General features: G+C 69.0%; 15 protein-coding genes. 8 read left to right on the top strand and 7 right to left on the bottom strand.

Annotated features, from left to right (window positions below):
* Nucleotides 1–51 precede the first annotated feature (51 nt).
* The 3 genes from GT347_RS06545 (at nucleotide 52) to GT347_RS06535 (ending at nucleotide 1,121) form a co-directional block, all read left to right on the top strand.
* On the top strand, nucleotides 52–468 hold the full coding sequence (locus GT347_RS06545) for a YbaN family protein (RefSeq protein ID WP_160551197.1): 417 nt from the start codon (nucleotides 52–54) through the stop codon (nucleotides 466–468).
* Nucleotides 469–537: 69 nt separating this feature from the next.
* The gene (locus tag GT347_RS06540) at nucleotides 538–729 is read left to right on the top strand and encodes a type II toxin-antitoxin system HicA family toxin (protein ID WP_160551196.1); all 192 of its coding nucleotides are present in this window, start codon (nucleotides 538–540) and stop codon (nucleotides 727–729) included.
* A 2-nt stretch (nucleotides 730–731) separates the two neighbouring features.
* Nucleotides 732–1,121, top strand: a complete 390-nt coding sequence (locus GT347_RS06535) for a type II toxin-antitoxin system HicB family antitoxin (RefSeq protein WP_160551195.1) — start codon at nucleotides 732–734, stop codon at nucleotides 1,119–1,121.
* A gap of 64 nt (nucleotides 1,122–1,185) precedes the next feature.
* On the opposite strand, the gene GT347_RS06530 is transcribed toward GT347_RS06535, so the two are convergent.
* Complete coding sequence (locus tag GT347_RS06530; RefSeq protein WP_160551194.1) at nucleotides 1,186–2,388, bottom strand: sensor histidine kinase; 1,203 nt, start codon at nucleotides 2,386–2,388, stop codon at nucleotides 1,186–1,188.
* Nucleotides 2,389–2,439: 51 nt separating this feature from the next.
* A complete protein-coding gene (locus tag GT347_RS06525; RefSeq protein ID WP_160551193.1) occupies nucleotides 2,440–3,663 on the bottom strand; it encodes an MFS transporter in 1,224 nt (407 codons plus the stop codon).
* Between the two features lie 151 nt (nucleotides 3,664–3,814).
* Here GT347_RS06525 and GT347_RS06520 point away from each other — a divergent pair, with 151 nt between their 5' ends.
* Nucleotides 3,815–4,642, top strand: coding sequence for an AraC family transcriptional regulator (locus GT347_RS06520; protein ID WP_160551192.1), 828 nt, complete (start codon nucleotides 3,815–3,817; stop codon nucleotides 4,640–4,642).
* Nucleotides 4,643–4,669: 27 nt separating this feature from the next.
* On the opposite strand, the gene GT347_RS06515 is transcribed toward GT347_RS06520, so the two are convergent.
* On the bottom strand, nucleotides 4,670–5,227 hold the full coding sequence (locus tag GT347_RS06515) for a fasciclin domain-containing protein (RefSeq protein ID WP_160551191.1): 558 nt from the start codon (nucleotides 5,225–5,227) through the stop codon (nucleotides 4,670–4,672).
* A 196-nt stretch (nucleotides 5,228–5,423) separates the two neighbouring features.
* On the opposite strand from GT347_RS06515, the gene GT347_RS06510 reads away from it, so the two are divergent.
* Nucleotides 5,424–5,798, top strand: a complete 375-nt coding sequence (locus tag GT347_RS06510; protein WP_160551190.1) for a response regulator — start codon at nucleotides 5,424–5,426, stop codon at nucleotides 5,796–5,798.
* A gap of 11 nt (nucleotides 5,799–5,809) precedes the next feature.
* Here the strand turns inward: GT347_RS06510 and GT347_RS06505 are convergent, their stop codons facing one another.
* The 3 genes from GT347_RS06505 to GT347_RS06495 are packed head-to-tail and all read right to left on the bottom strand — an operon-like array spanning nucleotide 5,810 to nucleotide 8,753.
* Nucleotides 5,810–7,561 (bottom strand): ABC transporter ATP-binding protein, encoded by a 1,752-nt coding sequence (locus GT347_RS06505; protein WP_160551189.1) that lies wholly within the window; start codon nucleotides 7,559–7,561, stop codon nucleotides 5,810–5,812.
* Nucleotides 7,562–7,575: 14 nt separating this feature from the next.
* On the bottom strand, nucleotides 7,576–8,178 hold the full coding sequence (locus GT347_RS06500) for a DUF4337 domain-containing protein (RefSeq protein ID WP_160551188.1): 603 nt from the start codon (nucleotides 8,176–8,178) through the stop codon (nucleotides 7,576–7,578).
* Nucleotides 8,179–8,234: 56 nt separating this feature from the next.
* Nucleotides 8,235–8,753, bottom strand: coding sequence for a low affinity iron permease family protein (locus GT347_RS06495; protein ID WP_160551187.1), 519 nt, complete (start codon nucleotides 8,751–8,753; stop codon nucleotides 8,235–8,237).
* Nucleotides 8,754–8,896: 143 nt separating this feature from the next.
* Here GT347_RS06495 and GT347_RS06490 point away from each other — a divergent pair, with 143 nt between their 5' ends.
* Nucleotides 8,897–10,096 (top strand): DUF2252 domain-containing protein, encoded by a 1,200-nt coding sequence (locus GT347_RS06490; RefSeq protein WP_160551186.1) that lies wholly within the window; start codon nucleotides 8,897–8,899, stop codon nucleotides 10,094–10,096.
* Between the two features lie 6 nt (nucleotides 10,097–10,102).
* On the opposite strand, the gene GT347_RS06485 is transcribed toward GT347_RS06490, so the two are convergent.
* The gene (locus tag GT347_RS06485; RefSeq protein ID WP_160551185.1) at nucleotides 10,103–10,441 is read right to left on the bottom strand and encodes a hypothetical protein; all 339 of its coding nucleotides are present in this window, start codon (nucleotides 10,439–10,441) and stop codon (nucleotides 10,103–10,105) included.
* A gap of 136 nt (nucleotides 10,442–10,577) precedes the next feature.
* Here GT347_RS06485 and GT347_RS06480 point away from each other — a divergent pair, with 136 nt between their 5' ends.
* Both GT347_RS06480 and GT347_RS06475 read left to right on the top strand, forming a co-directional pair.
* The gene (locus GT347_RS06480; RefSeq protein ID WP_160551184.1) at nucleotides 10,578–11,252 is read left to right on the top strand and encodes a heavy metal response regulator transcription factor; all 675 of its coding nucleotides are present in this window, start codon (nucleotides 10,578–10,580) and stop codon (nucleotides 11,250–11,252) included.
* Complete coding sequence (locus GT347_RS06475; protein WP_160551183.1) at nucleotides 11,252–12,556, top strand: heavy metal sensor histidine kinase; 1,305 nt, start codon at nucleotides 11,252–11,254, stop codon at nucleotides 12,554–12,556. Before GT347_RS06480 ends, GT347_RS06475 begins: the two co-directional genes overlap by 1 nt.
* Nucleotides 12,557–12,603: the final 47 nt, after the last annotated feature.

The raw sequence follows: 12,603 nt of genomic DNA, 5'->3' as shown, positions 1-12,603 counted from the left end.
GCTTTCGTGCGAACGGCCATGGCTTCGTGCATGTGTGAAGATCGCCGGTCCATGCCGACCGAGCCAGATTCCCCGTCCCAACCTGTCCCGCGCCCGCCGCTGCCCTGGGTGGCACGCTGGCTGATGCTGGCTTTCTCGGTGCTCTGCCTGGTGCTGGGCCTGATCGGCGCGGTGGTGCCGGGCATGCCGACGACGGTGTTCATCCTGCTGTCGGCCTGGGCGGCGGCGCGCAGCTCGCCGCGGCTGCATGCCTGGCTTCGGCGCAATCGGGTGTTCGGGCCGATGCTGGTGAACTGGCAGCGCGGCGGTTTCGTGAGCCGGCGGGCCAAGTGGAGCGCCACGGCGACCATGTCGGTGTGCGCGGCCGTGATCCTGCTGACCGCGCACCGCCGCTGGGGCGCGTGCATCGCCATCGGCAGCATGGCGATCGTGCTCGTGTGGCTGTGGCGCAGGCCGGAGCCGGCTTAGGCGGGTGAGCCGGAACGGACATCTTGTGTAGACTTGCGCAAGTCATTGCTCTTGTGTAGGGTTGCGCAAGTGGACAGCAAGCAAATCGTCAGGCGCTTATTGGCCGAAGGCTGGGTCAAGGTGGCGGTCGTCGGAAGCCACACCAAGTTCAAGCTGCCGGGCCGCATGAACCATGTTGTTGTCCCCCACCCTAAAAAGGACCTGCCCATCGGCACCGTCCGCAGCATCTACCGACAAGCCGGATGGCAATGGAAGGAGTGAAGATGTTTTTCCCTGCCTACGTACACAAGGATGAAGACAGCTCTTACGGGCTGACCTTCCCCGACTTCGAAGGCTGCTTTGCCGCAGCCGACAGCCTGCAGGATCTGCCCCAGGCCGCACAGGACGCGGTGCAGGCGCATTTCGAGGGCGAAACCTTTGCCATCCCGAAGGCGACTGCGCCGGAGCGTTGGGTCGGCGATGAGCGCTTCGAAGGCGGCTACTGGATGCTGGTGGAGATCGACCTGAGCAGGATCAATCCGAAGGCCATCCGCATCAACGTCAGCATGTCCGAGCAGCTGGTCCATGAAATCGACCAATTCGCCAACGCGCACCAGATGAGCCGCTCGGCGTTTCTCGCCGTCGCCTCCCGCGAAAAACTGGCTCACGCCTGAGGGCCGGCATCCCACCCTGAAACCCCGACTCGGGCTTGTCGCAAGATCCTGGAGTCTGCCGGCCTCAGCCGGCAACGATGGGCAGCCGCACCTCGAACACCGTGCCCTCTTCGGCCGAGGAGCGCGCCCGGATCACCCCGCCATGCGCCCGCACGATCTCCGCGCAGATGTACAGCCCCAGCCCCAGCCCGCCGCCGGGCTTGCTGTGCGCCGGCCGCCAATAGGGCTGAAAGATCTTGTCCAGCTCCGAAGCGGGAATCGCAGGCCCGCCGTTGGCCACCCACAGCACCACGTCGGAGCCCTCGGTATGGGCCGACACGGTGATCGGCTCATCCGCCGCCCCATGGGCCAGGGCATTGCCCAGCAGGTTGGACAGCAGCTGCTGCAGCCGTCCGCGGTCGGCGCGCACCGGCGCGTAGATGTCCATTAGCTTCTGGCGGATGTCGCGGTCGGGATGCGCCTGCACCAGCTCGCCCACCACGTCCGTCCAGGCGGCGCCCAGGTCCTCGATGCGCTCGGCCTCCAGCCCGATGCCGTCGCCCAGCCGGGTGCGCGCCAGGTCGAGCACATCGTCGATCAGCCCGGCCATGCGGCGGGCGGTGCGCTTGAGGCGATCGCCCAGGCGCATCAGATCGGGCGCGTCGTGGCGCCGCGCCAGCAGCTCGCCGGCACCGGCCACCGCCGACACCGGGTTGCGCAGATCGTGGCCCAGCACCGCGATGAACTGCTCGCGCAGCTGCGCCGTGCTGCGTTCGGTGGCCAGCGCGGCCTGCGAGGCCTGGTGGCTGTCCTCCAGCTGCAGCTGCATCGCGATCACCTCGGCGAAAAGCGTGAACATGGAGAGCGTCTGCGCCTTGGACACCTCGTTGGGCGCCGGATCGATGGCGCACAGATTGCCGAAATAGGTGCCGTCGGGCAGCACGATGGGCACCGAGACATAACTCTCGATGTTGTAGATGCGCGGCGTGTGGTGGGTGGCGAAGAGCGGGTCGGTGCTGGCGTGGTCGAAGGCGATCGGCGTGCCGGCCGCCCGCGCCTCCACGCACAGGGTGGAGTTGACTTCGAGCTGGCCGCCGGGCTTCAGGCCGAAGGCGATGTCGTCCTGCACCGCGCAGGCGGTCCAGGTGCCGGCGGTGACCCGGGCCACGGCCGCGAAACGCATGCCCGTGTTCTGGCAGATGATCTTCAGCAGCGTCGGCACCGCACCGATGCGGCCGACCGCAGCGACATCCCGGGCGATCTCCGCCGGGTCATCCGTCAATTCCATGCCCGCCCTTGTGTACTTGTGTAAGTACGGAATTTTGCCTCACCCAGGGCTTCAAGCGCGGCGCATGCCCTTTGGCAGCAGCACCGCCACGATGCCCAGCAGCGGCAGGTAGGCGATCGCCTGGTAGACGAAGCCGATGCTGGTGCGGTCGGCGAACAGGCCCAGCACCGCCGCGCCCAGGCCGCCCATGCCGAAGGCGAAGCCGAAGAACAGGCCCGAGACCATGCCCACCTTGCCCGGCATCAGCTCCTGCGCATAGACCAGGATGGCCGAGAAGGCCGAGGACAGCACCAGGCCGATGAGGATGGTCAGCGCCGTGGTCCAGAACAGGTTGGCATGCGGCAGCAGCAGGGCGAAGGGCGCCACGCCCAGGATGGAGACCCAGATCACCGGCTTGCGGCCGATGCGGTCGCCCACCGGGCCGCCCATCACGGTGCCCACGGCCGAGGCGAACAGGAAGTAGAAGAGGTGCAGCTGCGCATCCGGCACCGACAGGCCGAAGCGGTCGATCAGGTAGAAGGTGTAGAAGCTGCTGATGCCGGCCATGTAGAAATACTTGGAAAAGATCAGCACCAGCAGCACCCCGATCGCGCCCAGCACCACCTTGCGTGGATAGGGCGCGACGGCGGCAGGCTTCTTGCGGCCCGCGTTGGCGACATGGTGCGCGGCATACCAGCGGCTCACCTGCAGCAGCAGCGCAATGCCCAGCAGGGCGGCCAGGCCGAACCAGGCCACGCTGCGCTGGCCGTAGGGCACGATGACGGCTGCGGCCAGCAGCGGCCCGATGGCGGTGCCGGTATTGCCGCCCACCTGGAACACCGACTGCGCGAAGCCGTGCTGGCCACCCGAGGCCAGGCGGGCGATGCGCGAGGATTCCGGATGGAAGACCGAGGAGCCTATGCCCACGAAGGCCGCCGCCAGCAGCACCACGCCGAAGCTGGGCGCGAAGGCCAGCAGCAGCAGGCCGATCAGCGTGGAGGTCATGCCAAAGGGCAGCGAATAGGGCTGCGGCTTGCGGTCGGTGAACAGGCCCACCAGGGGCTGCAGCAGCGAGGCGGTCAGCTGGTAGGTGAGGGTGATCAGGCCGATCTGGCCGAAGCTCAGCGAGAACTCGCCCTTCAGGATGGGATACATCGCCAGGATCAGCGACTGCATCATGTCGTTGACCAGGTGCGAGCTGCTGATCGCGGCCAGGATGCCGTAGGCGGGTCTGGCCCGGGACGGCGCGGCGGTGGCGGCACCGCCCGTGCCGAGGGTAGCGGCGGGAGTCGTCATGTCGGATGGCTTTCGTCTTGGAATGGGAGCGGCCCGCGACAGGAAGACGCGGGCCGCCCGCGCCGGTGCATGGGCCCGGCGTGCCAGAATTATCGAAAGCGACCGCGCGCCTGTCTCGCGCCAATCCACCAGCCAATATCGCAAAAACGACATGACGGCCGACCGCGCCCCCAAGGCCCTCAACCAGGCATTGCAGGAGATCGACGCGCAGCGCGCGCCCATCAGCTGCCGCGCCACCGACTATCCCGCCGGCTGGTTCATCGAGCCGCATGCGCATGCCAAGCACCAGCTGATCTATGCGGTGCGCGGCGTGATGGTGGTGCAGGCCGACGCCGGCCGCTGGGTGGTGCCGCCGACCCGCGCCATCTGGATGCTGGCCGGCACCACCCACGAGATCCGCTGCATCGGCGAGGTGCACATGCGCAGCCTGCTGGTGGCGCCGCGCGCCGCGCCCCGGCTGCTGGACCAGACCCAGGCCGTGGGCATCTCCTCGCTGCTGCGCGAACTGATCCGCGCCGCCATGGACGTGCCCCAGCCCTATGCGCCCGCCACCCGCGACGGCCGGGTGATGCGCCTGATCCTGGACGAGCTGCGCGCCCTGCCGGTGTTGCCGCTGCACCTGCAGATGCCCACAAACCCGCGCCTGCTGCGCATCTGCGAACCGCTGCAGCGCCGGCTCGACGATCCCTCCACCATGGCCGACTGGGCGCGCCACCTGGCGGTCGATGTGAAGACCATCCAGCGCCTGTTCCTCAAGGAGACCGGCATGACCTTCGGCCAGTGGCGCCAGCAGGCCCGGCTGCTGCGGGCGCTGGAGCTGCTGGCCACCGGCGAGAAGGTGATCGACGTGGCCCTGGCGCTGGGCTACGAGAGCCCGAGCGCCTTCACCAGCATGTTCCGCAAGCAGTTCGACCAGACGCCCAGCCAGTTCTTCGGTGCGGCGGTACCGCCGCCCGGGCCTGCCGATCGCGGCGGCTGAAGGCAGCGGGCGCACGGCCCGCCGCGATCACTTGGGCAGCAGCACCGTGTCCACGACGTGGATCACGCCGTTGGACTGCATCACATCGGCGATGGTGACGGTGGCGGTGCCACCCTTCTCGTCGGTGAGCATGACCTTGCCGCCACTCGTCTTGGCGATCAGCGTGCCGCCCTGGACGGTCTTCAGCGAAGCCATGCCGTTGCCCATCTGGATCTGCTTGAGCAGGGTGGCCGCGTCCATCTTGCCGGGCACCACGTGGTAAGTGAGGATGCTGGTCAGCATCGGCTTGTTCTCGGGCTTGAGCAGGGTGTCGACGGTGCCCGCGGGCAGCTTCTCGAAGGCCGCGTTGGTGGGCGCGAAAACAGTGAACGGGCCCGGGCCCTTGAGGGTCTCGACCAGGCCAGCGGCCTTGACGGCGGCCACCAGGGTGGTGTGGTCCTTGGAGTTCACCGCGTTGTCGATGATGTCCTTGGTCGGGTACATGGCTGCACCGCCGACCATCACCTGGGCATGGACCGATACGGTGCCGGCGGCCAGGACAGCTGCGAGGGTCACGGAGGCGAGGCTTTTGATTCGGGTTTGCATGAGAGAACTCCTGAGCGGATGGGGCCGCGTCAAGAATGTGCGCGGCTGCCATGAATACGCGGCGCCTGCCGTATCGGATGCGGCCGGTGCGTCGGCCGAGCGCGGGTTATAGGCCTTGTCCTACGACAGCGGGGCGCAACCGTACCGTTTTCGCGGAGACAGCTCGCCCTAAGGTAATGGTCAAACCCACATCACCATGACCGTTCCCGCATTCCTCGTCGAAGACAACGCGCTGATCCGCAGCAACCTCATCCCCACGCTGGCCGAACTCGGCGATGTCAGTGTGGTCGCCTTCGCCGAAGGCCAGGCCGAGGCCCTGGCCTGGCTCAAGCACCACGACGCGCAGTGGCAGCTCGCCATCGTCGACCTGTTCCTCAAGGAGGGCTCCGGCCTCGGTGTCATCAGCGCCTGCCGGGAGCGCAAGCCGGGCTCGCGCATCGTGGTGCTCACCAACTACGCCACACCGGACATGAAACGCCGCTGCCTGGAGCTGGGCGCCGATGCCTTCTTCGACAAGTCCAGCCAGCTAGACGAGTTCTTCGCCTACTGCGAGAAGCACGGCGCGGCCTGAGCCGACCGGGCTCAGCTCCCGCGACGGGCCAGCACCGCCTCGCGCGGGCCGGCATCCACCACCCGCCCGGCTTCCAGCACCACGATGGTGTCGAAGCGCGCCAGCAGGCTGGGCCGGTGCACCGAAGCGACGATGCAGGCCGAAGGGAAGGCCGCGTCCATGCGGTCGAACACCCGGGCTTCGGCCAGCGGATCAAGCGCGCTGGTCGGCTCGTCCAGCAGCAGCAGCGAACTTCCACGGGCGGCCAGCGCGCCGCGCGCCAGTGCCAGCCGCTGGCGCTGGCCGCCGGAGAAATTGCCGCCGCGCTCGTTGACCGCGCTGGCCAGGCCTTCGGGCAGGCCGTCCAGCACCTCGTCGAACACACCGGTGTGCACGGCCTGCCGCAGCGCCGCCGCGTCGGCCGGCTCGCCGAAGGTGAGGTTCTCCTGAACGCTGGCCTCGAACACCTCGGCCTCCTGCGGGATCAGGGTGGCCAGCGAGCGCAGCTCGGCCCAGTCCACCACGATGCCGTCGCGCAGCAGCTCGCCCTGCTGCGGCAGGTAGAGGCCGGCCAGGGTGCGCAGCAGGGTGCTCTTGCCGCCGCCGCTGGGGCCGATCAGTGCCACGCGTGAGCCGCGCCGCAGCAGCAGGTCCACACCCTGCAGGCCGCCACGCGCGTCGTCGGCATAACGCCAGGTGGCGCCGCGCAGTTCCAGGGCCTGCCAGGGGGCATCGGGCAGTACCGCCGGCACGGCGGCATCGGCATCGCCCGGAGCCTGCCAGATCGGCTCGGAACTGCCGTAATCGGTGTGCATGCGCGCGAAGCTCTGGAAGTTGGAGGCCATCGCCCCCACCACCGAGGCGGCCTGCTGCGCGTACTGGTAGATCATGAAGATGGTGCCCAGCAGCACCGCCTGGCCGGGCTGGCGCGACTGCAGCACATACACCACCACCAGGATCCAGGTCAGGCCCATGCCCATCAGATCCACCGCGAACCACTTGCCCTCGTTGACCATCACCGCCCGGCGCAGCGGCGCCATCACCGCATCCATGCGCCGTCCCAACAGCTTGCGCGAGGCCGCCTGCAGCCGCAGGCCGATGACGGTGCCGGCATTGCCGACGAAGTCGAGCAGGGCGGCGGCATAGCGGCGCTCGGCGTCGTTCTCGGCGCGGGCCAGCTGCATCAGCACCCGGTCGAAGCGCAGGATGATGAGGGCGATCACCACATAGCCGGTCACCGCGATCGCGCCGCTGGTGCGCGACAGCAGGGCCAGCGCCACGATGGGGCCGACGAAGTTGAAGGCGCTCTGCAGGTAGCCGAACTGGTTCTGCGCGAAGTCCGACAGCGCCCGGCTGGCCTGGGTCACCCGGTGCTGCAGCTCGCCCGAATGCCGGCCGTCGCGCCAGGCCAGCGGCGCCGAGGCGATGCGGGCATAGAGCTGGTCGGCCAGGCGCTCGCGCACCCGCACGCCCACGTTGCGCTCCAGCACCCGGCCCGGGCCGTGCAGGAACCAGGACAGCAGGTAGATGCCGATCAGGTAGACGATCCAGCGGCCGGCCCCGCTCAGGCTGCCCTGCTGCAGGGCGTTGATCGCCTGGGCCGCCAGCCAAGGCATGGTCAGGCGCAGCAGCTGCGCGGCCGACAGCAGACCGGCGGCGCCCAGCAATTGCCCGCGCACGCCGCGGGCATGCAGCCAGAGGGCGCGGTACAGGTCGCGCGCCGCGCTGCCCAGCCCGATGGCTTGTGGAGGAGTAGAGGGTGTCGCCGAACCGGGCTCCGTCATGCCGCCGGCCGCTTTCAGATGTGCATCGCCGCCAGTACGCCGATCAGCACGCCGATGCCGGCCACGCCGAACATGCCCCATTCCAGCCATTTCTTGCGGGTGAGCAGGGCGATGGCGGCCAGGGCGATGGAGACCTGCAGCGCGGTGGTGGCCTGTGCCCAGCGGTGGTGCATGTGCATCTGGGCCTCGGATTCCTCGTCGAATTCGGTCGACTCGTGCTCCAGCTTCTTGGCGGCCGTGGCGATATCGTTCTTCTCCTGCTCGTAGCGGGCGATCTTGGTCTGCCAGCCGGCCTTGCGTTCCTCGGGCGACATGTCCAGCGCGAACTCGGCCAGGGCCTGCTTGGTGCTCTTGGCCTGGAAGTAGGCCCATTGGTTGGAGGCCTCGGTCTTCTTCATGCCGGCGTCGTTCTTGAGCAGGCCGGCATTGGCCTGGGTCAGCCCCGCCATGTAGGCGAAGATGGCGCCCACCGTCGCGATGATGGCCGTGAAGACGGCGATCTGGCTGGTCATGCTCTTGCCGCCGGAGTGCGAACCGCCCGCATGCGAGTCGCCGTGCGCGGCGTGTTCGAGTTCGTGGTCGTGGGGGCCATGCACGTGGTAACCGCCTGCAGACATGGGAAATCCTTGTATTCGTCGAGACCGCGAGTATGCCGACGATGGGGCGCCGCGGACTAGGACTTCAGCCCGGGCTTGTCCGAGGGCATGCCTTCCTCGTCGATGGAATGCGTCTCCTTGCCCTTGCCGCCGTCCTTGGCGCGCGCGGCCAGGCGCACGTAGAACTGGGCCACCTCGCGCAGGTCCTGCTCGTCCAGGTCCTCGATGCCGATCATGCGGTTGCTGGCCTGCCGGGTCGCGGCGATCAGTTCGTTCAACTTGAGGTGCAGGGCGATGCTGTCCTTGTTCTGGCTTTGCTGGATCAGGAACACCATCAGGAAGGTGACGATGGTGGTGCCGGTATTGATCACCAGCTGCCAGGTCTCCGAATAGTGGAACAGGTGCCCCGACAGCGCCCAGACCACCACGCTGAGCGCCGCCAGCGCGAAGGCCACGGGCGAGCCGGCCGAGCGCGTGGCGCGCGAGGCGAAGCGGTCGAACAGGAACAGCAGGTTCGAATGGTTGGCGTAGTCCGCGGTATTGGTGGTGGGCATGGCGCCCAGCGGGTCGCGGCCTGGCTCGTCCTTGTTTGTCATGGGGCTCTCCTCGTTGTGCCGCCAAGCTTGCCCGAGGACCGTGACAGCCGATGTAAGAAGCAGCCGCTTCCGGGCGATGCGCTCCGCAGCGGCACCGGCGCAGAATCGACCGGTCGCCACTGCCCGGTACTGCCCGCCACCCCATGGACATCGTCAAGGAAATCAGCCGCTACAACGCCGGACGCGATCCCGAGCGCCTGCAGCTCAAGTACCAGCGCATGCGCGCCGACCCCTTCGTCTTCCTGCGCGGCGCCTGCCACCTCTTCTATGCCCGGCTGCCGGTGCAGGGCGTGCTGCAGTCGGCGCCGCCGGTCTGGTGCTGCGGCGACCTGCACCTGGAGAACTTCGGCAGCTACAAGGGCGACAACCGCCTGGCCTACTTCGACCTCAACGACTTCGACGAAGCCATGCTGGCCCCGGCCAGCTGGGACCTGGTGCGTCTGTCGACCAGCCTGCTGGTGGGCGCCGCCAGCCTGGGCCTGAAGCCGGATGCGGCCGATGAACTCTGCCAGGCCTTTCTCGCCAGCTACGCCCGCGCCCTGGCCGCCGGCAAGGCCTACTGGCTGGAGCCGCGCACCGCGCAGGGCCTGGTCGGGCAGCTGCTCGACGGCCTGAAGGACCGGCAGCGGCCGGCCTTCCTCGACGGCCGGACGCAACTCAAGGGCCGGCAACGCAGGCTGCGCACCGATGGCCGCAAGGCCCTGCCGGCCAGCGAGGAACAACGCGCGCAGGTGACGGCCTTCATGGACGGCTTCGCGCAGACACAGACCAACCCCGGCTTCTTTCGCGTGCTCGATGTGGCCCGCCGCATCGCCGGCACCGGCAGCCTGGGGGTGGACCGCTACGCCGTGCTGGTCGAAGGCAAGGGCTCGCCCGACGGCAACTACCTGCTGGACCTGAAGCAGGCGCTGCCGTCCTCGCTGGCCGGCCGCGTCGCCACCCGCCAGCCCGCCTGGGCCAGCGAGGCCGAACGGGTGGTGGCGGTGCAGCGGCGGGTGCAGGCCGTTTCCATGGCCTTCCTGCATGCGGTGCAGATGGAGGGCCGGCCCTATGTGCTGCGCGGGCTGCAGCCTTCGGAGGACCGCATCACGCTCGACGGCGCACGCCAGCGCCACGCCGACATCCGCGACGCCATCGCCACCATGGGCCAGCTGGTGGCCTGGGGCCAGTTGCGCAGCGCTGGCCGGCAGGGCTCGGCGATCGCCGATGAACTGATGGCCTTCGGCGCCGACGGCGCATGGCAGGCCGAACTGCAGGCCGCCGCGCGGCAGATGGCGCAGCAGACCCTGGCCGATGCGGCCGGCTTCAACCAGGCTTGGGACGACGGCGCCTTCCGGGTCTAGCGAGCCTCAGCCGTTGCCTTCCGGAATTTCGTCGGCCTGCATCGCGCGGCGCGCCTCGCGTTCGACCTGGGCGCGTGTCAGGCCCATGCCCGCCGCCTGCCGCATCGTCGTTTCCATGGCCTCGCCGCTGGGCATGGCGGCGCGGGCCTGCGGGCGCAGGGCGGCATTGCGTTCGGCCACCACATCGGCGCGCTCGCGTGTCGCCACGCGGTGCTGGCTGTGCTGGGTCCAGCCGAGTTCGCCGCCGGCCGGGTGGAATTCGCCGGCCGCCAGGGCCAGGCCGGGAGCGGCGAACAGGGTTGCGGCGAAACCGGTGCCGATGGCGAGGGTACGGATGCTGGTCATGTCTGTGTTCCTTGGTGTCGAGTCCCGGCGACATGCCGGGGTGAACCAACTCTAGGCAGCCAGCCCGCGCGGCAGCCGACAGCGGGATTACAAATAAGTAATCGCCGCCGCGCCCGTGCTTCCTATGATCGGCCGCATGCGAGCACTGGTGATCGAAGACGAACAGAAGATGGGCGACTACATCCGCAAGGGCCTGTCGGAGAACGGGTTCCAGGTGGACCTGGCCCGCGACGGCCTGCAGGGCCGCGCCATGGCCCTGGACAGCGACTACGACGTGCTGGTGCTCGACGTGATGCTGCCCGGCATCGACGGCTTCGCGGTGCTGCACGGCGTGCGCGCGGCCAAGGCGGTGCCGGTGCTGATGCTCACCGCCAAGGACGAGGTGGACGACCGGGTCAAGGGCCTGCAGGCCGGCGCCGACGACTATCTGCAGAAGCCCTTCGCCTTCTCCGAACTGCTGGCCCGCCTGCATGCCCTGCTGCGCCGCGGCAAGCTGCAGGAGACCACGCAGTTCCAGCTCGCCGGCCTGCGGCTCGACCTGGTGGCGCGCAAGGTGCTGCGCGACGGCCAGCGCCTGGACCTCACGGCCAAGGAGTTCGCCCTGCTCACCCTGCTGATGCGGCGCACCGGCCAGGTGCTCTCGCGCACCCTGCTGGCCGAGCAGGTCTGGGGCATGAACTTCGACAGCGAGACCAATGTGGTGGAGGTGGCCGTGCGCCGCCTGCGCAGCAAGATCGACGACCCCTTCGAGACCCGGCTGCTGCACACCGTGCGCGGCATGGGTTACGTGCTGGAGGACCGGGGCGGCTGATGGCCTCGCGATCGATCCAGCGCTCGCTGTCCTGGCGGCTGGCGCTGCAGACCCTGTGCTGCCTGGCCGCCACCTCGCTGCTCATCTACCTGGTGGTGCGCCATGCCTTCGACGAAGGCCAGCAGACCGAGATCGCCCGGCACGAGACCATGATCCGCGCCATGTACGGCCATGCGCGGGGCGATGGCGATTGGGGCGGGCTGCAGACGGAACTGGCCGAGTTCTTCCGCACCCATGACGAGTTCGCGGTGCGGCTCACGCGTGATGGCCAGGTCTTCTTCGTCTCGGGGCCGGACGCCGGCAGCCCCGGCTGGCGGCACGAGCTGCTGCCCGTATCGGACAAAACCCCCGAACTCGGACTGCGCCTGGGCATCGACGTGCGCTCCGACCGCCGGGTGCTGCACACCCTGGCGCTGGCCCTGGTGGTGATCTCGCTGGCGGTTTCGCTGGTGGTGTCGCTGACCGGCGCGCGCCTGGTGCGGCGGGCACTGCACCCTTTGCGTGCGCTGGCCCGGGAGACCCGCCAGGTCGGCCCGCATGTGTCGGGCCAGCGCCTGGACGAGCGCGGCTTCGGCGCGGAGATGGAGCCGCTGGTGCACCAGTTCAACCGCATGCTGGAACGCAACGAGCAGGCCTACCGGCAACTGGAAGCCTTCAATGCCGACGTGGCCCACGAGCTGCGCACGCCCCTGGCCAACCTGATCGGCGAGGCCGAGGTGGAACTGTCCAAGCCGCGCGGCGTGGACGAGTTGCGCGAGACCCTGCTGTCCAACGTGGAGGAGGCGCGCCGGCTCTCGGCCATCGTCTCGGACATGCTGTTCCTCTCGCGCGCCGACCGGGGCGTGACGGCGCGCACCGAGCGGATCGAGGCCCTGTCCCAGCCGGTGCGGGACGTGGTCGAATTCCACGAGGCGCTGCTGGAGAGCAAGGCGCTGCGGGTGGACATCCTGGGCGATGCCGAGGTGCAGGCCGACGCGGCCCTCATCAAGCGGGCCATCTCCAACCTGCTGGGCAATGCCATCCGCTACGCCGAGGCCGGCTCGGCCATCCGCATCGCCATCCGCACCCGCGGCGCGCTGACCTGGATCGAGGTCGCCAACCAGGGCCCGGCCATACCGGAAGGCATGGGCGAGCGGCTCTTCGAGCGTTTCTTCCGGGTGGACCGCAGCCGGGGCGGGCCGCACTACGGCCTGGGCCTGGCCATCGTCTCGGCCATCGCCCGCATGCACGGCGGGCAGACCCGCGCCGGATCGGAGGCGGGCAGTACCACCGTGGCCTTCTCGGTGGCCGGCATGCGCGGGTAAATGCGGATAAGGATATGGCCAGGGCGTCTGAAGCGGCGGACAGAATC

Origin of the sequence: Xylophilus rhododendri (genome assembly GCF_009906855.1) — a bacterium.
Taxonomy (GTDB): Bacteria; Pseudomonadota; Gammaproteobacteria; order Burkholderiales; family Burkholderiaceae_C; genus Xylophilus; species Xylophilus rhododendri.
This window is presented reverse-complemented; position numbering and strand designations above follow the sequence as displayed.